General features: G+C 64.3%; 20 protein-coding genes. 10 read left to right on the top strand and 10 right to left on the bottom strand.

All coding sequences use genetic code 11. The annotated features are described in order from the left end of the window. Positions 1–8: 8 nt before the first annotated feature. Positions 9–1,427, top strand: coding sequence for a M20/M25/M40 family metallo-hydrolase (locus tag ACRECS_RS11070; RefSeq protein WP_431583021.1), 1,419 nt, complete (start codon positions 9–11; stop codon positions 1,425–1,427). A gap of 386 nt (positions 1,428–1,813) precedes the next feature. Here the strand turns inward: ACRECS_RS11070 and ACRECS_RS11065 are convergent, their stop codons facing one another. The 4 genes from ACRECS_RS11065 to ACRECS_RS11050 all read right to left on the bottom strand — a co-directional run bounded on the left by ACRECS_RS11065 (position 1,814) and on the right by ACRECS_RS11050 (position 5,636). Continuing rightward, the gene (locus ACRECS_RS11065) at positions 1,814–2,437 is read right to left on the bottom strand and encodes an ATP-dependent Clp protease proteolytic subunit (protein WP_431583020.1); all 624 of its coding nucleotides are present in this window, start codon (positions 2,435–2,437) and stop codon (positions 1,814–1,816) included. Positions 2,438–2,481: 44 nt separating this feature from the next. After that, positions 2,482–2,841, bottom strand: coding sequence for an SRPBCC family protein (locus ACRECS_RS11060; RefSeq protein WP_431583019.1), 360 nt, complete (start codon positions 2,839–2,841; stop codon positions 2,482–2,484). Further along, positions 2,838–3,152 (bottom strand): ArsR/SmtB family transcription factor, encoded by a 315-nt coding sequence (locus ACRECS_RS11055; RefSeq protein WP_431583018.1) that lies wholly within the window; start codon positions 3,150–3,152, stop codon positions 2,838–2,840. The genes ACRECS_RS11060 and ACRECS_RS11055 overlap by 4 nt, the downstream gene beginning before the upstream one ends. A 534-nt stretch (positions 3,153–3,686) precedes the next feature. Then, on the bottom strand, positions 3,687–5,636 hold the full coding sequence (locus ACRECS_RS11050; protein ID WP_431583017.1) for a potassium transporter Kup: 1,950 nt from the start codon (positions 5,634–5,636) through the stop codon (positions 3,687–3,689). A 119-nt stretch (positions 5,637–5,755) separates the two neighbouring features. On the opposite strand from ACRECS_RS11050, the gene pdeM reads away from it, so the two are divergent. Next, complete coding sequence (pdeM, locus tag ACRECS_RS11045; RefSeq protein WP_431583016.1) at positions 5,756–6,418, top strand: ligase-associated DNA damage response endonuclease PdeM; 663 nt, start codon at positions 5,756–5,758, stop codon at positions 6,416–6,418. Between the two features lie 147 nt (positions 6,419–6,565). Here pdeM and msrA read toward each other — a convergent pair whose 3' ends face one another. The 4 genes from msrA to pabB all read right to left on the bottom strand — a co-directional run bounded on the left by msrA (position 6,566) and on the right by pabB (position 10,749). Beyond that, a complete protein-coding gene (msrA, locus tag ACRECS_RS11040) occupies positions 6,566–7,213 on the bottom strand; it encodes a peptide-methionine (S)-S-oxide reductase MsrA (RefSeq protein WP_431583015.1) in 648 nt (215 codons plus the stop codon). Positions 7,214–7,331: 118 nt separating this feature from the next. After that, a complete protein-coding gene (locus ACRECS_RS11035) occupies positions 7,332–7,475 on the bottom strand; it encodes a hypothetical protein (protein ID WP_431583014.1) in 144 nt (47 codons plus the stop codon). A gap of 226 nt (positions 7,476–7,701) precedes the next feature. Further along, positions 7,702–8,901, bottom strand: coding sequence for a pyridoxal phosphate-dependent aminotransferase (locus ACRECS_RS11030; protein WP_431583013.1), 1,200 nt, complete (start codon positions 8,899–8,901; stop codon positions 7,702–7,704). A 48-nt stretch (positions 8,902–8,949) separates the two neighbouring features. After that, positions 8,950–10,749 carry an aminodeoxychorismate synthase component I gene (gene pabB / locus ACRECS_RS11025; RefSeq protein WP_431583112.1) on the bottom strand — a complete coding sequence of 600 codons (1,800 nt, stop codon included), beginning with the start codon at positions 10,747–10,749 and terminating at the stop codon, positions 8,950–8,952. Between the two features lie 124 nt (positions 10,750–10,873). Between pabB and ACRECS_RS11020 the strand changes: the two genes are divergently transcribed. After that, entirely contained in the window at positions 10,874–11,536 is a 663-nt protein-coding gene (locus ACRECS_RS11020; RefSeq protein WP_431583012.1) for an MBL fold metallo-hydrolase, read from the top strand. Positions 11,537–11,830: 294 nt separating this feature from the next. Here ACRECS_RS11020 and ACRECS_RS11015 read toward each other — a convergent pair whose 3' ends face one another. Continuing rightward, positions 11,831–12,277: an MAPEG family protein gene (locus ACRECS_RS11015; protein ID WP_431583011.1), complete on the bottom strand. Its 447-nt coding sequence runs from the start codon at positions 12,275–12,277 to the stop codon at positions 11,831–11,833. A 201-nt stretch (positions 12,278–12,478) separates the two neighbouring features. On the opposite strand from ACRECS_RS11015, the gene rpmF reads away from it, so the two are divergent. The 5 genes from rpmF to ACRECS_RS10990 all read left to right on the top strand — a co-directional run bounded on the left by rpmF (position 12,479) and on the right by ACRECS_RS10990 (position 15,461). Continuing rightward, on the top strand, positions 12,479–12,658 hold the full coding sequence (gene rpmF, locus ACRECS_RS11010; protein ID WP_034157833.1) for a 50S ribosomal protein L32: 180 nt from the start codon (positions 12,479–12,481) through the stop codon (positions 12,656–12,658). A 29-nt stretch (positions 12,659–12,687) separates the two neighbouring features. Continuing rightward, on the top strand, positions 12,688–13,719 hold the full coding sequence (plsX, locus tag ACRECS_RS11005; RefSeq protein ID WP_431583010.1) for a phosphate acyltransferase PlsX: 1,032 nt from the start codon (positions 12,688–12,690) through the stop codon (positions 13,717–13,719). Further along, positions 13,716–14,690, top strand: a complete 975-nt coding sequence (locus ACRECS_RS11000) for a beta-ketoacyl-ACP synthase III (RefSeq protein ID WP_431583009.1) — start codon at positions 13,716–13,718, stop codon at positions 14,688–14,690. Before plsX ends, ACRECS_RS11000 begins: the two co-directional genes overlap by 4 nt. 104 nt (positions 14,691–14,794) lie before the next feature. Then, a complete protein-coding gene (locus tag ACRECS_RS10995; protein WP_187761511.1) occupies positions 14,795–15,094 on the top strand; it encodes an integration host factor subunit alpha in 300 nt (99 codons plus the stop codon). Positions 15,095–15,101: 7 nt separating this feature from the next. Continuing rightward, positions 15,102–15,461: a MerR family transcriptional regulator gene (locus tag ACRECS_RS10990; RefSeq protein ID WP_431583008.1), complete on the top strand. Its 360-nt coding sequence runs from the start codon at positions 15,102–15,104 to the stop codon at positions 15,459–15,461. A gap of 32 nt (positions 15,462–15,493) precedes the next feature. On the opposite strand, the gene ACRECS_RS10985 is transcribed toward ACRECS_RS10990, so the two are convergent. Continuing rightward, positions 15,494–16,192, bottom strand: coding sequence for a TetR/AcrR family transcriptional regulator (locus ACRECS_RS10985; protein WP_431583007.1), 699 nt, complete (start codon positions 16,190–16,192; stop codon positions 15,494–15,496). A gap of 125 nt (positions 16,193–16,317) precedes the next feature. On the opposite strand from ACRECS_RS10985, the gene ACRECS_RS10980 reads away from it, so the two are divergent. After that, entirely contained in the window at positions 16,318–18,669 is a 2,352-nt protein-coding gene (locus ACRECS_RS10980) for a TonB-dependent receptor (protein ID WP_431583006.1), read from the top strand. An 82-nt stretch (positions 18,670–18,751) separates the two neighbouring features. Continuing rightward, the gene (locus tag ACRECS_RS10975) at positions 18,752–20,020 is read left to right on the top strand and encodes a spinster family MFS transporter (RefSeq protein ID WP_431583005.1); all 1,269 of its coding nucleotides are present in this window, start codon (positions 18,752–18,754) and stop codon (positions 20,018–20,020) included. Positions 20,021–20,126 lie beyond the last annotated feature (106 nt).

Raw genomic sequence — 20,126 nt, 5'->3', positions numbered from 1 at the left:
GACAGGGCATGAAGGCATTGGCGCGTATCGGCGGCATCGGCATGGCGGCGGCATTGATGCTGCAGCCCGGCATGGCAAACGCGCAGGGGCCAGCGCTGACCCCGGACCAGCAACGCTTTTTCGAACTCTACAAGGAGCTGGTCGAAACCAATACGGCCCTGTCGACCGGCAGCTGCACCCAGGCATCGGCGCAGATTGCGACGCGGCTGAAGGCGGCGGGCTATAGCGATGCCGACATCACCCTGTTCTCGGTCCCGGACCATCCCAAGGACGGCGGCATCGTCGCCATCCTGCCCGGCAGCGACAAGAAGCTGAAGCCGATGCTGCTGCTCGGCCATCTCGATGTGGTCGAGGCCAAGCGCGCGGACTGGGTGCGCGACCCGTTCAAGCTGTCCGAAGAGGATGGCTATTATTATGCCCGCGGCACGGTCGACGACAAGGGCATGTCGGCGATCTGGGCGGACAGCATGATCCGCTTCAAGACCAGCGGCTACAAGCCGAAGCGCACGATCAAGCTGGCGCTGACCTGTGGCGAGGAAACCACCTTCGCCTGGAACGGCGCGCAGTGGCTGGCCAAGAACAAGCCCGACCTGATCGCGGCCGAATTCGTCCTCAACGAAGGCGGCGGCGGACGATCCGGCGCCGATGGCACGCCGCAGGTCCTGGCGATCCAGGTCGGCGAGAAGGCGGCGCAGAATTATACCTTCGAGACGACCAATCCCGGCGGCCACAGCTCGCAGCCGGTGCCCGACAATGCGATCTACGAACTGGCCGACGCGATCGAAGCGGTGCGCGGCTATGAATTCCCGATCAAGTTCACCGACACCACCCGCGCTTTCTTCACCGCGACCGCGCAATCCATGCCGGGCCCGGTCGGCGATGCGATCAACCGGCTGCTCGCCAACCCGAACGATGCCGAAGCCGACAAGCTCGTCAGCCGCGACAAGACGATGCATTCGACGCTGCGTACGACCTGCGTCGCGACGTTGCTCGCCGCGGGCCATGCCGAGAACGCCCTGCCGCAACGCGCGACCGCGAACATCAATTGCCGCGTCTTCCCCGGCGAAACGGTCGAGGCCACGCTGGCCAAGCTGACCGAGCTGGCCGGGCCGAAGGTCAAGGTGACGATGAACATGCCGGTCCGCCCGACCGCCGTGCCGCCGCCGCTCGACCCGAAGATCGTCGGCCCGGCCAAGGCAGTCGCCGCGAAGCATTTCCCCGGCGTGCCGATGCTGCCGCTGATGTCGACCGGCGCGACCGACGGCATCTTCTTCCAGGCGATCGGCATTCCGGCGTACGGCGTGCCGGGGATCTTCGTCGATCCCGATTTCAACGGCATTCACGGCCTGAACGAACGGATTCGCGTCAAGTCGCTCTATGACGGCCGCGCCTATCTCTACGACCTGGTCAAGGTGTACGCCGGATAGGCGATTGCTGGCTGTTCCTGGCTGTTATTGCGGAAAATGTTTTTGCTGGCTGTTAAGTTGGATTTCAGGAGCAGATTTACGCCTGTTTTTCAACTGGATGGCCCCATAATGGCGGCCATCCGATAACAGCCAGCGAACAGCCAGCGGAACAGCCAGTAACAGCGAACGCCGCTGGCTGTTCTGTCGCAATAACAGCCAGCGGCTTCCCATAATCTTCAAGCTGAGAAAGAGCGGGAACGGACACACCGGCAGCGTTCCGTTCGGCGCCGTATTGCCATGATTGATCGTCGCGTTGAATCAGGCGGACTTCATCGCCTGTCGCCTGTCTTGTCGCCGCCGAGTGCTTCCAACAAATCGACGCATGAACAGGCCATTTAAATCCGGGGCTATGCTGGTGCCGTTGCGTCCAGATTTTCTTCCCGAACCTGTAGGATGCGATCGACCAAACCCCATTCCAGCGATTCCTCCGCGGTCATGAAGCGGTCGCGATCCATCGCGCGTTCAAATTCCTCATAGCTGCGTCCGCAATGCTCGGCATAAAGGCGCGTTATTCGGTGCTTGGTCCGTTTGATTTCCTCGGCATGGATGAGCATGTCCGATGCCTGCCCCTGAAAGCCGCCGGATGGCTGATGGACGAGGATGCTCGCATTGGGCAGTGCCGCCCGCTGTCCGGGTTCACCCGCCATCAGCAGGAACGATCCCATCGAGCGGGCTGTCCCCATGCAGAGCGTATGTACCGGAGCGCGGATGTAACGCATGGTGTCATACATCGCGAGGCCGCTCGTCACCATGCCGCCGGGGGAATTGATATAGAGGCTGATTGGCTTCCTGGGATTTTCTGCTTCGAGGAACAACAATTGCGCGCAGACCAGCGCAGACACTGTGTCGTTCACCTCGCCGTTGAGGAAGATGATCCTTTCACGAAGAAGGCGGGAATAGATGTCGAATGATCGCTCCCCTCTGCTTGATTGCTCTACGACCATAGGGACGAGTTGCATCGCTTCGCGCATCGGCGAACTCCAATCTTCCAGAATTTAAAGGGAGGCTCGCCGCGTCAGGCGGCGAGCATGAGAGGCAGGCTGTTGTTGTTTGCGGCGGCGCGGGTCATCCGACCGAACCTCACGTCCGCAAGTTGGTGAATGATCCGCAGACTGGTTCCGCCCGTGGCGTTGGGGGCGATCCGAAAGGTGACCACGCTTTCCAGAAATGGCGGATCGCTTTCGCGCATCCGGTAGCGGACCTCGTGCCCCGGCGTGAGAGAGGTAGCCTCCGGATCGGCCAACGCCTCTTTCGGCAGCCAGTTCTCTCGGAACTCCGGAATGCTTATCGCGCGCCAGACCTTATGTGGCGGCTCATCGATTTCATACTCAAGCTCAATGCCCTTGTCATGGTCGTCGGTCTTTCTGTCGGTCATTGATCCATATCCTTCAGCAGGGCTTTGAGAGCGTCGATGCGCGCGGGCCAGTAGGCGCGATACTTCGCCAGCCATCCGGCTATGAGCGCCAAGCCTTCTGGATTGATCTCGTAGTTCACAAAGCGCCCCTGTCGTTCCTCCCGCACCAGTCTCGCGCTCCGCAGAACCGAGAGGTGCTGGGACATGGCAGGCTGACTGATCTTCATGCCGTCGCGCAAAGCGCTGGCGTTCATGCTGCCGGTCGCCAGCTTCTCGAAGATCGCGCAGCGGGTGGGGTCAGCCAGAGCCTTGAATATGTCATTCTCTATCATGCCAATACATAAGCACACACTTATGCGATTCGCAAGGCGCCCCCGCCCGTTCACGGCTGAAAGTGCCGCCCGAAACGTGGCGACTGCGGGGCTTGCGGCAACCGACGGCATCAAGGTGCCAGGATGACGGTGCCGTCCTAAACGGTGTGCAAGCAAGGGCTTGCCCTGAAATCGGCCCCCCAGGGTGCCGGTTTCTTTTATCTTGCCCTCCTAAACTCCCACCCTTCACGCCCGAAATGCCGAATTCCGCGGTCCCGCCGGTCCGATCAACTTGCCGCATAGCTGAGAGCAAATCCGCGCGCTGGCGGCCGATGCAAACACGCTGCCGCCAAAGCGCAGCCGACGCCGATCCCTGCCGCCGATCATGCTGGCATCGTTCCGTTTGCGGTGGATGCACCGCCCGCCCGCCTCAATGCAGGTCCGGGCGATGCTCCCGCCGCCTGTTCGAATATCCGCCGGCAGCCGATCCTGGTCGTCCCTTCGACAAGCTCAGGGCGAACGGAAGAGGGTGGATCAACTCGACTCGAAACCGACCTAGACCGTGACCTGCTCGCCCAGTTCCAACACCTTGCCCGGGGGGATCTTGAAGAAGTCGGTCGGGTCGCTGGCGTTGCGCTGCAGGAACATGAAGATGCGGTCCTGCCACAGCGGCATGCCCTGTTTCGCGGCGGGCTTGATGGTGTTGCGGCCAATGAAGTAGCTCGTCTTGGCCGGGTTCATCGGCATGCGCACGCCCGACGGCGCAAAGCCGAGATCGTTCGGCACATTGGGCGAATCCATGAATCCATAGGTCAGAATCACGGTCGCGAAATTGGCATCGACCTCAGTCGTCGCCACGCGTTCCTCATCGGGCACGTGCGGGCGATCGGCGGTGCGGATGCTGACCACCAGGTTGCGCTCGTGCAGCACCTTGTTGTGCTTCAGATTGTGCAGCAATGCGCCCGGCGCGCTGTTCGGATTGGCGGTGAGGAACACCGCCGTCCCCTCGACCCGCTCAGGCGGGCGGCGCGACAGGGCGGCGGCCAGATCGGCCAGCGGCACGCTCTGGCGCTGTTCGAAGGTCCGCACGATGCCACGCCCGCGCACCCAGGTGTAGATCAGCAGCGCAATGATCCCCGCGACCACCAGCGGCACCCAGCCGCCCTCGACCACGCGCAGGATGTTCGCACCGAAGAAGATCAGGTCGAGGGCAAGGAACGGCGTGACGACCAGGATCGCGGTAGGGCGCGGCCAGTTCCAGCGGTGCCGCACCACGATATAGGCAAGGCAGGTGGTGACGACCATCGTCCCGGTCACCGCGATGCCATAGGCGGCCGCCATCGCCGAGGAGCTGCGGAACTGGGTGACCAGCACTAGCACGCCGACCAGCAGCAGCCAGTTGATCGAGGGCAGGTAGATCTGTCCCGAATGCCGCGCCGAGGTCTGGCGCACGCGCAAGCGCGGCAGCAGGCCGAGCTGGATCGCTTGCTGAGTCAGCGAATAGGCGCCGGTGATCACCGCCTGGCTGGCGATGATCGTCGCCAGCATCGACAGCGCGACCAGCCAGGGCCGGAACTGGCCCGGGGCCATCAGGAAGAACCAGTCCTGATTGGTGAACGGCGTGCCCGCCGCTTGTGCCGCCTCCAGCGCGTTCAGCGCGAACGCGCCTTGCCCCAGATAGTTGAGCATCAGCGCGGGGAAGACGAGCATGAACCAGCCAAGCTGGATCGGCAGCCGGCCGAAATGGCCCATATCGGCGGTCAGCGCCTCCGCACCGGTCACGGTGAGGAAGACGGCACCGAGCACGAACAGGCCGGTGACACCGTGATTGGCGAGGAAGACCGCGGCATAATGCGGCGAGATCACGCGCAGGATCGAGGGTTCGTCGGCAATATGCCACAGTCCGAGCCCGCCGATCGCCAGGAACCACAAGATGCAGACCGGGCCGAACAGGTTCGACACGCTGGCCGTGCCGCGCGACTGGATGACGAACAAGGCGACGAGAATCACGATGGTCAACGTCAGGATCAGCCGTTCATCGACCATCGCGCCGATACCGGGCAGCGTGCGCAACCCCTCGACCGCCGAGAGCACCGACAGAGCGGGCGTGATGATCGCATCGCCGTAGAAGAGCGATGCGCCGGCCGCGCCGAGCACCAGCGCGATCCGCGAGCGCCGGCCCAGCGCGCGACGCGCCAGCGCGGTCAGGGCCAGCACACCGCCCTCGCCCTGATTGTCGGCGCGGGTGAGGAAAAGGACATATTTGACCGTGACGACGAGGATCAGCGACCACAAGGCAAGGCTGAGCACGCCGAGAATCTCGCTGGCGTCGATCCCGTCGCGCGCCGATTGCGTCAGCGCCTCGCGAAAGGCGTAGAGCGGGCTGGTGCCGATATCGCCGAACACCACGCCGATCGCACCGACCGCCAGCGCGATCGTTGTCGGTCGGGAAATGTCGAGCCGGGAAAGAGGGGAATGCCCGGAAGTGTCTGTACCGGAGGACATCTTTTGGCCTGTCGTTGGGACGGCGCGCTCTACGCCTGTTGCACTGCAGCGCAAGCGATTTCAAGCAACCCGTTGATCGCCAAGTTGAACATTGGGAGAAGTCACGGCATAGCAAGGCCATGGTTCCCTTTTCGTTCGCCGATCATGATCTCTGCGCCTTGCCGCAAGGTGCGCTGTTCTGGCCCGCACGGCGCGCGCTGCTGGTCGCCGATCTGCATTTCGAGAAAGCGAGCTGGTTCGCGGCGCGCGGGCAAATGCTGCCGCCCTATGATTCGCTCGCGACGCTGACCGAATTGACGGCAGTGGCCGATGAGACAAAGGCGGCGGAAATCTGGTGCCTGGGCGACAGCTTCCATGATTCGGCCGGATGCGACCGGCTGCCCGACAGTGCCGCGACGATGCTGCGCGCGCTGACCGCGACGCGGCGCTGGACCTGGATCACCGGCAATCACGATGCCGCATTGATCGATCGCTGCGGCGGCGAGGTGGTCGACGAAGCCGTGATCGACGGGCTGGTGCTGCGCCACGAAGCCGAGCGGGGCGAGACGCGGCCCGAACTGTCAGGGCATTTTCATCCGAAATTCCGCGTCACCGTGCGCGGGCGCCATGTGTCGCGCCGCTGTTTCGTCGCGACCGCGACCAAGTTGATCCTGCCCGCCTTCGGCTCGCTGACCGGCGGCCTCGACGCCGATCATCCGGAAATCGTGCGCGCGATCGGCACGGGGGCCGAGGCGATGCTGCCGGTCGACAACCGGATGCTGCGCTTTCCACTGGCGGCGTGAACGGTCACGGAAGGTTTTTCGGGTTGAGCTTATCTACCACTTTCGTTCGGGCTGAGCTTGTCGAAGCCCCGTTCTTTCTTGCCGCAGAAGAACAAGAAGAACGGCCCTTCGGCAAGCTCAGGACGAACGGGAGAGGGAATGTAGCTCTTACCTGGCGAGTGAGGGAAATCCGGCCCTGAACGCGGCAAGCTTGGGCTTGTCGATATTGACGATGTACGGGTGAGTCGGATTCCGGTCGAAGAAATTCTGGTGATAGGCCTCGGCCGGGAAGAAGCCGCCGCCCTCCAATTTGGTCACGATCGGTTTCGGGAACACCTTCGCCGCGCCGAGCTGCGCGATATAGGCGGCCGCGATCGATTTCTGCGCGGCGTTTTGCGGGAAGATCGCCGAGCGATAGCTGAGGCCGGTATCCGGGCCCTGCCGGTTGAGCTCGGTCGGGTTGTGCGCGATCGAGAAATAGACCCGCAACAAGGTACCATAGCTGATCTGCGCCGGATCATAGACGATCTTCACCGCCTCGGCATGGCGAGTCGTCTCGGTCGAAACCTGGTCATAGGTCGCGGTCGCCGCAGTGCCGCCAGCATAGCCGGCGGTGACGTTGCGAACGCCCTTCACATGTTCGAACACCGCCTCCATGCCCCAGAAGCAGCCGCCAGCGAGCACGGCGGTCTGCAGCCCATTGGCCTTTGGCACATCCTGCACCGCCGCCGGAATCGGCACGGCACGCTCGGCATTGGCGACGCCGCACGCACTGAGCGTGACGGCAAGTGCGGCTGCGATGGTCAATCTGTTCATGAAATCCGCCTCGTGAAGAGCGCCGATACACGCGCTCTTACCTCATATACGGATCTGAATGCGGTCCGGTTACATCAGCGACGGATAGGGCGGCGGCCCGGATGCCCGCCAATCGGGATCAGCGCGTCGCCGGCGCCGTCGCCACGACGGGGGTCGCCGGCGTGTCGGTCGCAGCAGGCTTCAGCGTGAACACGCCGACCGCGCCCAGCGCGAAGCCGCCGACGAACTGCCACAGGAAACCCGATTTCAGGATGCTACGCATAAACTACCTCATGGACCCGCGTCGCACCGCGCAGGCCGAAAATTCCGTATCGGACCCGAAAAGCCGGTCCGTCGACGATGCGCAGGTCGGGATTGTCCCGCGCCGTTGCAAGGGTGGCTTTGCGAAACCCAGCGTTAACGTCCGCTGACTGATCCGTTCATCCGCACTTGTTCAACAAGACGGAACCGACGCCCGATTGCCGTAGGGGCGATTGCCGTAGGGGCGATTATCGTAGAGCGGCGCAGGCCGTCTGGATGCGCTCGCACGCCTCGCGCAGGAGATCTTCCGATGTCGCATAGGAAATCCGCATCGCCGGCGAGAGGCCGAATGCCGCCCCCTGCACCGCCGCGACCTTCGCATCGTCGAGCAGATAGGCGACGAAGGCCTCGTCGGTGTCGATCAGCTTGCCGCTGGGCGTGGTCTTGCCGATCAGCGCGGAGAATTCCGGATAGACATAGAAGGCGCCCTCGGGCCGCGGGCAGGTGATGCCGCTGGCCTGGTTGAGCATCGACACGACCAGGTCGCGACGCGACTGGAACTTCGCGGCATTGTCCTTGAGGAACGCCTGGTCGCCGGTCAGCGCCGCGACCGAGGCGGCCTGCGCGATCGAGCACGGGTTGGAGGTCGATTGCGACTGCAGCTTGGCCATCGCCTTGATCAGCCAGGGCGCGCCGCCGGCAAAGCCGATCCGCCAGCCGGTCATCGCATAGGCCTTTGAACAGCCGTTGGCGGTCAGCGTGCGGTCGTACAGCGACGGGCAGACCTCGGCGATGGTGGCGAATTCGAAGCCGTCATAGATGATATGCTCATACATATCATCGGCGAAGATCCACACCTGCGGATGGCGTTCGAGCACCTCGCCCAGCGCCTTCAGCTCAGCGCGCGAATAGGCGGCGCCGGTCGGGTTGGACGGCGAGTTGAGGATCACCCACTTCGTCCGCGGCGTGATCGCTGCTTCGAGCTGTTCCGGGGTCAGCTTGTAGCTCTGCTGCGGGCCCGCCTCGACGAACACCGGCGTGCCGTTCGCGAACAGCACGACATCGGGATAGCTGACCCAATAGGGCGCCGGAATGATCACTTCGTCGCCCGGATCGATCGTCGCGACCATGGCATTGAACAGCGTATGCTTGCCGCCGGCATTGATCGTGATCTGGTCGCGCGCATAGGTCAGGCCGTTGTCGCGCTTGAATTTGAAGATCACCGCGTCCTTCAGCTCGGGCGTGCCGTCGACATTGGTGTATTTGGTCTTGCCGTCGCGGATCGCCTTGATTCCGGCTTCCTTGATGAAGTCGGGCGTGTCGAAATCGGGCTCGCCGGCGCCGAGGCCAATCACATCGACGCCCTCGCGCTGCAGTTCCTGGACGCGCGAGGTGATCGCGAGCGTCGGTGAGGGCTTGATGCGGGCGAGCGCGGCGGATGGCTGCATGGAAATGAACCTCGCTGGAGAAGCCGCCCTGCGCGAGCGGCGGCGCGGCTATAGACCGTCCGCGTTCGATTTCGCAACTGCAACAATGGCAGAAAACAGCCCGCGCAGTGCATTACCGAGCAGAAAGCCGCCGGCCAGGTCGGCGGGACTCAAGTCGCCCTCGATCGCGCGGCCGCTGGCGATGAGATCGGCGCGCAGCACACCGGGCAGCAACCCGCGCGAAAGCGGCGGCGTGACCAGCATGCCGTCGCGCTCGACGAAGATCGAGGTGAAGCTGCCCTCAGTCAGGAAACCCGCCGGATCGGTGAAGACCACCTCATCCGCGTCGGACCGCCGCCGCGTCGCGTCGTGGAAGCCCCGGTCGCTGGTCTTGTGGCGCAGGCGGAAGTCGTGCGGCGCGACCGGCAGCGGTACGATCGCGACCTGCATCGGCGTGGTACGAAGCTCGGGCATCGCAGACACCTCGATCGCGACCGCCCCGCTTTTCGCCAGCATCAGCCTCACCCGGCGCGCGGTGCGCAAGCGGAAGGTCGCGGCCTGCAGCTCGTTGCGCGCCGCATGGCGATCGAAGGTGAAGCCGAACAGGGTCGCACTGGCCTTCATCCGCTCCAGATGCCCCTCAAGCCGCGGCAGTCCGATCTCGGGATCGAACGCCATGGTCTCGATCAGGTCGAAGCCGCGCTGCCCGGCGGTCACGAACGCCCCCTTGGCGAGGCATTCGTCCCATTCCTCGTCAGGGCGCGAATCGGCGACGATGCCCGAACCCAGCCCGATCGTCGCCCCAATCGCCCCCGAGCTCTCGACCGGGGCGAGCCGAAGTGTGCGGATCGCGACGTTGAACGCCGCATCGCCGTTCGCGCCGATCCAGCCGATCGATCCAGTATAGGCGCCCCGCGCATCGGCCTCGACCGCATCGATTACCTCCATCGCCCGAATTTTCGGGGCGCCGGTAATCGAACCGCAGGGAAAAGTCGCGCCAAGAACGTCGATGGCATCAAGGCCGGATTGCAATCGCGCGGTAACCGTCGATGTCATCTGGTGGACGGTGGGATAGCCCTCGACCGCGAACAATTCGGGCACCGCGACGCTGCCCGGTTCAGCCACGCGGGTGAGGTCGTTGCGCATCAGGTCGACGATCATCAGGTTTTCGGCACGCTGCTTGGCATCGCCCTGCAAGGTCGCGGCCAGCGCACGATCCTCCTCCGGCGTAGCGCCGCGCCGCGCCGTGCCCTTCATCGGTTTGGCGGTCAGCGCGCCTCCCTTGAGCGAGAAGAACAGTTCCGGCGAAAAGGACAGCAGCCATTCCTCACCGGTCCACACCACCCCGCCATAGCCAGCGCGCGCGCGCGACCGGATCGCGGCGTAGAGCGCAAGCGGATGGCCGGCGGCCGGAACGCGCGCGCGAAAGGTCAGATTGGCCTGATAGATATCCCCTGCCCCGATCAGGCCAAGCACCTGCGCGATCGCCGCATCATAGGCGGCCCGATCGATGCGCGGTTCGGGTGCGCCGAGCCACGCACCAGCCGGATCGGGCAGCAGCGACGTCACCGCGTCACCATCGACCCGCTCGCCCGCACCGAAGATACCGAACCACAGCAGCGGCGCCTGCCCCGCTTCGCGCACCAACCCCGCAAGCCTTGGTTCCAGCGCCGCGCCAGCGCCATAAGCCATGAACCCGGCGGCATCGCGTCCTGCCGCGCTGGCCGCCCTGAGCTCGGCCAGCGCCGCCGGCACGTCCGCCGTACGATCGGCACGGACGACGCGCAGCGGCGCGCGGTACAGCCGCGCGGGCGCGCCGCCGTCGCGGGCATCGTCGAGCAGGACAAAGGGAGTATCGTCGATCGGCATCGCCGCCGCCATGTAGAGCGAAATCGTGGCTTTATGCCAGCGATGGATGATCGACCGGCAATTGACGCTCAACGATTGACGCTCAACGATTGACGGGGGCGGAAGGCGCGACCATTTCAGGGCCATGCCCAATCCTCCGATGCGCGCCACCATCATCCCCGTCACCCCGCTGCAGCAGAATTGCACCCTGTTGTGGTGTACCGAGACGATGAAGGGCGCCTTTGTCGATCCCGGCGGCGACCTGCCCAAGCTGAAGGCGGCGGCGGCGCATCACGGCGTGACGGTCGAGAAGATCATCCTGACGCACGGTCATTTCGATCATTGCGGCGAGGCCAAACCGCTCGCCGAGGAACTGGGCGTGCCGATCGAGGGGCCGCACCACGAGGATCTGTTCCTGCTCGAGACGCTGGCCGAGGACGGCGCCAAATATGGCATCATGGGCGGCAAGGCGTTCGTGCCGGATCGCTGGCTGGTCGAGGGCGACACGGTCACCGTCGGCAAGCTGACCTTCCATGTCTATGAAACCCCCGGCCACACGCCGGGGCATGTCATCTTCCACCATCCCGAATCGAAGCTCGCGCTGGTCGGCGACGTGCTGTTCCAGGGGTCGGTCGGCCGTACCGATTTCCCGCGCGGCAACCATGCCGAGCTGCTCAAGTCGATCGCGACCAAGCTCTGGCCGCTGGGCGACGACACCGCGTTCATTCCGGGACACGGGCCGATGAGCAATTTCGCTCATGAGCGGGCGCATAATCCGTTCGTCAGCGATGCCGCGCTCGCGGAATAGCGGTAGCTGTTTGAAAATGCGCTGACGGCGCATTTTGGCGGTGCCAGCCAGTGTTGGAATGCCGTCGGGTGCAGGATACCCCCGGCATCCTGCAGATCATGCCGGGGGCATGATCGACCCGAGGGCAGAACAACACTCCCCCTCCCGGCCACCCACAGCGTATCCTGAATGGGTGGCCGGGAGGGGGAGCGGGCGGAGCAGCCCAAGGTTCCGGCGATGCGAAGCATCGATGGAAAGGCTGCGGAGGGTGGTGCCGCTTTTTGAAATTCGCCCTTTCGCGAATTTCAAACAAACTCAGCCCCCGCTGGGCACGACAGCCTCGACCGGATCGTTCACGGGCGCCTGCTCCATCGCGATCAGCGGCAGTGCGATGGCATAGCCGCCAAGACCAAGCAGCAGCAGGAAAGTCACCCCCGTGCCGGCCGACCGTGCATATTTCAGCCCGTCCATACCGAGCGGATGGACGATTCGCGCCAGCAGGAACAGCGCGCTTGCGACCCATAACCAGGTCGAGGTGCCGGCGGTGAATTCGATCAGCGCGATCAGGATGATGATGAACGGCGCATATTCGACGAAATTGGCCTGGGCGCGCATCCGGCAGATCAGCCCTTGGTCACCGCCGTCACCGATGAAGATCTTCGCCTTGGTACGTGCCTGACCGACGCGAATCGCCAGCCACAGCGCGATCAGCGCCGCCCCGCCCGCGGTCACCAAAGCGACCGGTAACATGACCATTTCCATCGGCATTCTCCCCCTGCTCTTATGAGGGCGGACCCTGCCAGTCCGCGCACAAGCTTGCAACGCCGCGTGGAATCGCTATAGGCGCAACGCTTCGCGACGTGTCCGGCCGCCGGTGCCACCTGCGGTCGACCTTATCCGTCGGTTGCGCGGTGCCTGTTACGGGCTTATCGCAGTTTTGATCCAGACAAAGGTTTCGCCGAAATGGCCGTCCCCAAGAGAAAAACCACGCCGTCGAAGCGCGGCATGCGCCGCAGCCATGATTCGCTGCCGATCGAATCATATCAGGAATGCCCGAATTGCGGCGAACTGAAGCGTCCGCACAATCTGTGCGGGTCGTGTGGCCATTATAATGGCCGCGAGATCGTTTCGGTCGAAGGCTGACCCAGGCTTCACGAGAGGGAGCAAGCGACGTGTCGAACAGCTCCCGGATCGCCGTCGATGCGATGGGCGGTGACAAGGGACTGGCAGTGATGCTGGCCGGGGTCGCCGTAGCGCGCCGGCGTTTCCCGGACATGCAGTTCATTCTGGTGGGTGACGAGACGGCGATCCGTGACGGATTGCTCAGTCATCCCAATCTGACTGCGCATTCCGAGATCGTCCATGCCCCGGAAGTCGTCGGGTCGAGCGACAAGCCCGGCCAGGCGCTGCGTCGCGCCAAGACGACCTCGATGGGCATCGCCATCGACATGGTGAAGCAGGGCCGCGCCGCCGCCTGCGTCTCGTCGGGCAATACCGGTGCGCTGATGGCGATGGCGAAGGTATCGCTGCGCATGATTCCCGGCATCGACCGCCCTGCGCTTGCCGCCCTGCTGCCGACGCTCGGCGACAATGACGTGGTCGTGCTCGACCTGGGCGCCAATACCGAGTGCGATGCACGCAACCTGGTGCAGTTCGCGGTGATGGGCGCCGCCTATGCGCGCACCACGCTCGACCTCGCGTCCCCACGCGTCGCGCTGCTCAACATCGGCAGCGAGGACCAGAAGGGCACTGAAGAGATCCGCGATGCCGCGCGCGACCTGAAGGCCGCGACTCACCTGCCGATGACCTTTGCCGGTTTCGTCGAGGGCGACCAATTGTCGCACGGCGATGTCGATGTGATCGTGTGCGACGGTTTTTCGGGTAATATTGCGCTCAAGACGGCTGAGGGTACGGCGCGCTTCGTCGCCGACCTGCTCAAGCGCGCGTTCCGCAGCTCGATCCGCTCGAAGATCGGCTTCCTGATCTCGCGGCCGGCGACCGAGTTGCTGCGCCACCATCTCGATCCCAACAATCACAATGGCGCGGTGTTTCTCGGGCTCAACGGGCTGGTGGTGAAGAGCCATGGCGGCGCCAATGAAGTGGGCGTGGCGACCGCGATCGCCGCGGCGGCCAAGATGGTGCGCGACGATCTGACCCGCCGCATCGCCGAGGACCTCGGCAATTTCGAGGCTAAAGCGGCATGATTCGCAGCATCATTACCGGTACCGGATCGGCCCTGCCGGTGCGGCGCGTGTCGAATGCCGAACTGGCCGAGACCGTCGACACGACCGACGAATGGATCGTCGAGCGCACCGGTATCCGCTTCCGCCACATCGCCGGCCCCGACGAAACCACTGCGACGCTGGCGGCGGATGCCTGCCGTGCCGCGCTCTCCGCCGCCGGCCGGTCGGCACAGGATATCGACCTGATCGTGCTGGCGACCGCCACGCCCGACCAGACCTTCCCGGCCAGCGCGACCAAGGTGCAGGCGATGCTCGGCATCGACGATTGCGTTGCGTTCGATGTCGCCGCGGTCTGTTCCGGCTTTCTCTACGCCGTGCAGGTGGTCGACAGCATGATTCGCGCCGGCGTGCACAAATGCGCGCTGGTGATCGGCGCCGAGACGTTCAGCCGCATCCTCGACTGGGAGGACCGCACGACCTGTGTCCTGTTTGGGGACGGTGCCGGGGCGATCGTGCTCGAGGCGGAAGAGAGCACCGGACGAGTCGGGGGCGAACGCGGCATCCTCGCCACCAAGCTCCATGCCGATGGCCGGCACAACGAACTGCTCTATGTCGATGGCGGCCCCTCGACCACCGGCACGGTCGGCAAGGTCCGCATGAAGGGCCGTGAAGTGTTCCGTCACGCGGTGGTCAATCTCGCCACGGTCATGGGCGAATCGCTTGCCGCCGCCGGCCTGTCCGCCGACGATGTCGACTGGGTCGTGCCGCACCAAGCCAATGCCCGGATCCTCGACGCGACTGCGCGCAAGCTCGGCCTGGCGTCGGAAAAGGTCGTGGTGACGGTCGATCAGCACGCCAATACATCGGCGGCATCAGTGCCGCTCGCGCTCGACACAGCGGTGCGCGACGGGCGGATCAAGCCGGGCCAGCTGATCGTGCTTGAGGCGATGGGCGGCGGCTTCACCTGGGGGGCAGCGGTCGTCCGGCTTTAACGGACACTTATGTCCATTGAAACGCTAGCGTCACAAACCCCTTTCGGTGTGTTCCCTCATTGTGTTAGGCAGGGTTTCTGCCACGCTATGGGGAGGGAAGTCGCATGGCGCCTGCGGGTACATTGACAAGGGCTGATCTGGCCGAATCGCTGCATCATCAAGTGGGGTTGTCGCGCGCCGACTCGGCCAAGCTGGTCGAACAGATTCTCGGACATATGTGCGAAGCCTTGTCCAAGGGTGAGAATGTGAAGATCTCGGGCTTCGGCACCTTCGTGCTGCGCGACAAGGGCGAGCGCGTCGGGCGGAATCCCAAGACCGGGGTCGAGGTGCCGATCGCACCGCGCCGCGTCCTCACCTTCCGCGCCAGCCAGATGATGCGTGACCGTATCGTCAGCGGCAGCTGATCGACTCATGGCGGTCGTCTCCGACAAGGCGGCGGGCGCGTTCCGGACGATCGGCGAGCTGTCCCGCGAGGCGGGCATCCCGCAGCATATATTGCGCTATTGGGAAACGCGTTTCCCCCAATTGCGCCCACTGCAACGGGCGGGACGGCGACGCTATTATCGGCCCGAGGACGTGGCGCTGGTGCTGCGCATCAGCGGCCTGCTCGATCAGCAAGGCTATACCATCCGCGGCGTGCAGAAGCTGCTGTCGGCGGAGGGCAAGCGAGCGAGCGGCGGTCCTGCCAGCAGTGGCGGCGGCGCGGATACGCGCGCTGTGAAGGCGGTGCGCGATATACTGGTCAAGGCCTTGCGGGACGATCGGCCCTAAACCAACCCTGAACTGCTCGACCCCGAATCCGTTTACCGTGGCGCGATTCCGGTCGCGAGCATGTCGCCGATCGTCTCCGCCACCGCCTCGGGCGAGACATCTTCTTTCCAGACGCCGTAGCGCAGGCCCAGGAACACGTTCATCCCCATGATCGCCCAGGCATGGACCTCGGACACGTCGCCGCGCACCTCGCCGCGCGCCGCCGCCGCCTGAAGCCGCCTGGCGATTCGCTCGGCGGTGGTGGCGTAGTGAAGGCGAAAGCTTTCCGGATCGACGAATTCCGCCTCGTCGATGATGCGGTACAATTCCTTGTGGCCGCGCACGAACTCGATGAAATGCAGCAGGCCGGCACGTTCGGCGGCAAGCTGGTCGGGGGCGGCGCGAATCAGCGGCGCGACATGGTCGCGGACCTGATCGGACATGTCGCGGACCAGCGCGCGGAACACCGCATCCTTCGAATCGAAATAGGTATAGAAACTGCCCAGCGCGACGCCGGCGCGGCGCGTGATGCCGCTGATCGACGCCTCATGAAAACCGCGCTCGCCGAATTCCAATGCGGCGGCATCGAGGATCGCGCGCATCGTCCGGCGCCCGCGTTCGGTACGCGGCGCTTTGCCCGCGCTCGCCGCGCTGGCATCACGGTCATGCGCGCCCTGCTCGGCTCCACCCTGTCCGGGTCCGTCCTGCCCGACCTCATCCTGCGTTGCCATTTCGACACGCTCGCTCGCCATCTTCAACGCCCCTTCACGTCTAAGTTGAAACCTGGTTCATGTTTCAGTATAGCGTCGGCGAACGGCGCACAACCCGGATGATACCGGCCGCATCTTTGCGAAGCGCATCAGGAGGGGAAGACGACATGTCACGCCATAGATCTGCACATATCCTGCTCAACGCCGGTGTGGCGCTCGCCGCTTTTGCCGCCATGCCCGCATTTGCGCAGGCCAGCCAGGCGGCCGATCCACAGCGTGCCGAGCCACAAATGTCGGAAGAAGAGGCAGGCGATATCGTCGTCATTGCGCGCAAGCGCGAAGAGCGGCTGGTCGATGTGCCGATCGCGGTGAGCGCGATTTCCGCCGAGCAGCTCGGCAAGATGCAGGCGACCGACCTGTCCGGGATCCAGGGATCAGTGCCCAACGTCAATCTGGTGCAGGGCCGCGGCACATCGACCAATGCGAACATCTTCATCCGCGGCATCGGCCAGCCCGATGCGCTGCAGACCTTCGACCCGGCGGTCGGCATCTATGTCGACGGCGTCTATATCAGCCGCATCCAGGGCGCGTTGTTCAATCTGTTCGATGTCGAGCGGGTCGAGGTGTTGCGCGGGCCGCAAGGTACGCTCTACGGCAAGAACACGATCGGCGGCGCCGTCAATGTGGTCAGCCGCAAGCCCAACCTGTCGGAGGTCAAGGCAGCCGGCAGCGTCACCTATGGCAGCTATAATCAATGGCTGGTGAACGGCTATGCCTCCGCGCCTCTGGTCGGCGACAAGGTCGCGCTCAGCCTTGCCGCTGTCTATGACAAGCGCGACGGGCTGGTCACCGATCCGACCACCGGGCGCAAATATAATGACCGCGACACGCTCGCCGGGCGCGGCATCCTGCGCATCGCGCCGACCGACGGTGTCGAATTCCTGATCAACGCCGATTACACCCGGATGAAGACCGCACCAACGCTTGGCTATGCCACCGCGCCGCTGATCGCGACCAGCTTCACCGCCGGCACGCGCGTGCTCAGCCCGGCCAATCCGCTTGGGCCCTATGACTACAAGGCGCGCACCTCGCTCGCACCCGGCCAGGGCCAGGACCTCGATCACTGGGGCGTGTCGCTGACCGCCAATATCGACCTTGGTGGACCCTTCTCGCTGACCTCGATCTCGGCCTATCGCAAGCTCAAGACCGACGCCTTCATCGACATCGACGCCACCCAGTTCGAGCTTGGCGACGTGTTCGTCGGCGTGCGCCAGCATCAGCTCAGCCAGGAACTGCAGCTCAAATATTCGTCCGACCGGCTCAACGGCGTGTTCGGGCTCTATTATCTGTACGAAAAGGTGACCTCGCATCAGGAAGCCTATGCCGACGATCTGTTCGAACTGACACCGGCAACGCATTATACCTTCACGCGCTTCATCGACGACGACCAGCGGCTGAAAAGCTATGCCGCTTTCGGCCAGCTCACCTATGAGCTGACCGACCGGCTCTCGCTCACCGGCGGCCTGCGCTACACGCGCGAGGAGAAGCAGTATAACCGCTTCACCACCACCGTATCGAACCTGGGTGCGCTGAACGGCCTTGTCTTCCGCTTCCCGGACAATCTCCCCGCGCCGTTCAATGCCCGCAACGAAGTGACGTTCGACGCCTGGACGCCGTCAGCGACATTGTCGTTCAAGCCGACGCGCGATACCCTGCTTTACGCATCGGCATCGCGCGGCTTCAAATCGGGCGGCTTCAACGGCCGCGTCAACAGCCTTAACGACGTCACCGAGGTCGTAAACGGCGTCGCCACGATCCGCCCCTATTTCAAGCCGGAGTCGGTGTGGAGCTACGAGGCCGGCGCCAAGGGCAATTTTCTCGGCGGGCGCGTCAGCCTTGCCGCCAATGCCTTCTACACCGATTATAAGGACTTCCAGGCACGGGTCGGCGCCGGCAACAATACCGGCCTGGGCGGGGCGCTGCCGGTGCTCAACGCCGGCAAGCTGCGCATCTGGGGGATCGAGGCGGAAGCCACGGTCCGGCCGACCACGCATTGGACGCTGCGGTCGACCTTTGGCTATCTCAACGCCAAATATCTCGAATTCAACGATGCGCGCCGCGCGCCGGCCGCCGCCTTCTCGTGCAATCCGACCGGCAGCAAGATCGTCTGCCAGCCGGCCTTTGCCCCGCCGCTGACTTTCTCGGCCTCAACCGATTATGTCGTGCCGCTGGGCGGCGCCGGCACACTGACCTTCGGCGCCGACGGGCGTTTCGTCGACAAGCATTTCCTGTCGGTCGACAATCGCCCCGGCCTGACCGAGCGGGGCTACTGGCTGCTCAACGGCTTCGTCCAGTATGACGCACCGGGCGGCAAATATTATGTCCGTGGCGGTGTGAAGAATCTGACCCAGTCGCTCTACAAGACCGACGGCCAGGAATTCTCCTCGATCGGCAATATCCAGACCGCCTATTATGGCGATCCGCGCACCTGGAGCGTGACGGCCGGCTTCCGCTTCTGACCGATCGGACGACAGCCACAAAAGAACACTGGACCGGACGCCCGAAAAACCCGAGCGTCCGGTCCTCTCGTTTCAGGGACAGATGATGCCGACAGCCCCCGCACCTGCCTATAGCCGCTATCCCGCCATCGTGCTGGCGATGCTGCTGCTCGTCTATACCTTCAATTTTCTCGACCGGCAGATCCTCGGCATCCTGGTGCAGCCGATCAAGGCCGAGCTCAAGCTGACCGATACGCAAATGGGCCTGCTCGGCGGTCCGGCCTTCGCCATTCTCTATTCGACCCTGGCGATCCCGCTCGCGCTGATTGCCGACCGCACCAGCCGCAGCTGGGTGATCACCGTCAGCCTGACGGTGTGGAGCCTGTTCACCGCCCTGTGCGGCGTGGCGACCAGTTTCTGGCAGCTGTTCGCCTTTCGCGTCGGCGTCGGCGTCGGCGAGGCCGGCGGCGTCGCACCGTCCTATGCGCTGATCGCCGATTATTTCCCGCCCGAACGCCGCGCACGTGCTCTCGGCATCTATTCGATGGGTATCCCGATCGGCCTTGCCGGCGGGACGTTGATCGGCGCCTTCATCGCCGCCTATGTCGACTGGCGTGCCGCCTTTATCACGGTCGGCATTGCCGGCGTGGTCATCGCCCCGATCTTCCGCTGGGTGGTGAAGGAGCCGAAGCGTGCCGCACCGGTCGCGGGCCGCGCGCCGGTCAGCGCGGTCTTTGCGATCCTCGCGCGCAAGCCGAGCTTCTGGCTGATGGCGTTCGCCGCCGCGATGAGCAGCCTGGCCGGCTATGGCCTCGCCTTCTGGGTGCCGTCGCTGCTGATCCGCAGCTATCATTTCGACCTGCAGACCACTGCGCTCTATTTCGCCTCGCTGCTGCTGATCGGCGGCGCATCGGGCGTGTACCTCGGCGGGCTGCTCGCCGACCGGCTCGGCCGCGCCGATCGTGGCGCCTATGCCAAGCTGCCGGCGATCGCCTGGCTGATCACCGCTCCTTTGTTCGTCGCCGGCTTCCTCTCGCCCTCGCCAGTGATCGCCTGGTGCTTCTTCCTCATCCCCAATGCGCTCAATATCCTGTGGCTCGGGCCGATCACGACTGCGGTCCAGCATCTCGTGCCGCCGCATATGCGCGCGACCGCGTCGGCCAGCTTCCTGCTGATCAACAATCTGATCGGCCTCGGTGTCGGCTCGGTCGCGATCGGCGCACTGTCCGACGGCCTGACCGCGCGCTTCGGCGCAGAGGCGCTGCGCTATTCGGCGGTCATCGTCGCGTGCTTCTATCTGATCGCAACGGTCCTCGCCTTTGTGGCGGTCAAGCCGCTGCGCAAGGACTGGGTGGACGAGCCGGCGGCCTGAAGCGGGACAGATCTTGGTTGGGCCACTTAAAGCCTACTTAACGTAAATACTTGATATATATCGCTATTATTTCAATCTCACTGAGGCGGCGGCGGAACAAACATAT

The sequence above is a fragment of the Sphingomonas sp. genome (genome assembly GCF_050725575.1).
Classification (GTDB): Bacteria; Pseudomonadota; Alphaproteobacteria; order Sphingomonadales; family Sphingomonadaceae; genus Sphingomonas.
Note: the sequence above shows the minus strand (reverse complement) of the source record. Positions and strands in the feature narration are given on the sequence as shown.

What these genes read in the sequence shown, in the direction of transcription:
- ACRECS_RS11070 (WP_431583021.1), top strand. Translation starts at nt 9, where the DNA reads ATGAAGGCATTGGCGCGTATCGGCGGCATCGGCATGGCGGCGGCATTG.
- ACRECS_RS11065 (WP_431583020.1), bottom strand. Translation starts at nt 2,437, where the DNA reads ATGCGCGAAGCGATGCAACTCGTCCCTATGGTCGTAGAGCAATCAAGC.
- ACRECS_RS11060 (WP_431583019.1), bottom strand. Translation starts at nt 2,841, where the DNA reads ATGACCGACAGAAAGACCGACGACCATGACAAGGGCATTGAGCTTGAG.
- ACRECS_RS11055 (WP_431583018.1), bottom strand. Translation starts at nt 3,152, where the DNA reads ATGATAGAGAATGACATATTCAAGGCTCTGGCTGACCCCACCCGCTGC.
- ACRECS_RS11050 (WP_431583017.1), bottom strand. Translation starts at nt 5,636, where the DNA reads ATGTCCTCCGGTACAGACACTTCCGGGCATTCCCCTCTTTCCCGGCTC.
- pdeM (WP_431583016.1), top strand. Translation starts at nt 5,756, where the DNA reads ATGGTTCCCTTTTCGTTCGCCGATCATGATCTCTGCGCCTTGCCGCAA.
- msrA (WP_431583015.1), bottom strand. Translation starts at nt 7,213, where the DNA reads ATGAACAGATTGACCATCGCAGCCGCACTTGCCGTCACGCTCAGTGCG.
- ACRECS_RS11035 (WP_431583014.1), bottom strand. Translation starts at nt 7,475, where the DNA reads ATGCGTAGCATCCTGAAATCGGGTTTCCTGTGGCAGTTCGTCGGCGGC.
- ACRECS_RS11030 (WP_431583013.1), bottom strand. Translation starts at nt 8,901, where the DNA reads ATGCAGCCATCCGCCGCGCTCGCCCGCATCAAGCCCTCACCGACGCTC.
- pabB (WP_431583112.1), bottom strand. Translation starts at nt 10,749, where the DNA reads ATGCCGATCGACGATACTCCCTTTGTCCTGCTCGACGATGCCCGCGAC.
- ACRECS_RS11020 (WP_431583012.1), top strand. Translation starts at nt 10,874, where the DNA reads ATGCCCAATCCTCCGATGCGCGCCACCATCATCCCCGTCACCCCGCTG.
- ACRECS_RS11015 (WP_431583011.1), bottom strand. Translation starts at nt 12,277, where the DNA reads ATGGAAATGGTCATGTTACCGGTCGCTTTGGTGACCGCGGGCGGGGCG.
- rpmF (WP_034157833.1), top strand. Translation starts at nt 12,479, where the DNA reads ATGGCCGTCCCCAAGAGAAAAACCACGCCGTCGAAGCGCGGCATGCGC.
- ACRECS_RS11000 (WP_431583009.1), top strand. Translation starts at nt 13,716, where the DNA reads ATGATTCGCAGCATCATTACCGGTACCGGATCGGCCCTGCCGGTGCGG.
- ACRECS_RS10995 (WP_187761511.1), top strand. Translation starts at nt 14,795, where the DNA reads ATGGCGCCTGCGGGTACATTGACAAGGGCTGATCTGGCCGAATCGCTG.
- ACRECS_RS10990 (WP_431583008.1), top strand. Translation starts at nt 15,102, where the DNA reads ATGGCGGTCGTCTCCGACAAGGCGGCGGGCGCGTTCCGGACGATCGGC.
- ACRECS_RS10985 (WP_431583007.1), bottom strand. Translation starts at nt 16,192, where the DNA reads ATGGCGAGCGAGCGTGTCGAAATGGCAACGCAGGATGAGGTCGGGCAG.
- ACRECS_RS10980 (WP_431583006.1), top strand. Translation starts at nt 16,318, where the DNA reads ATGTCACGCCATAGATCTGCACATATCCTGCTCAACGCCGGTGTGGCG.
- ACRECS_RS10975 (WP_431583005.1), top strand. Translation starts at nt 18,752, where the DNA reads ATGATGCCGACAGCCCCCGCACCTGCCTATAGCCGCTATCCCGCCATC.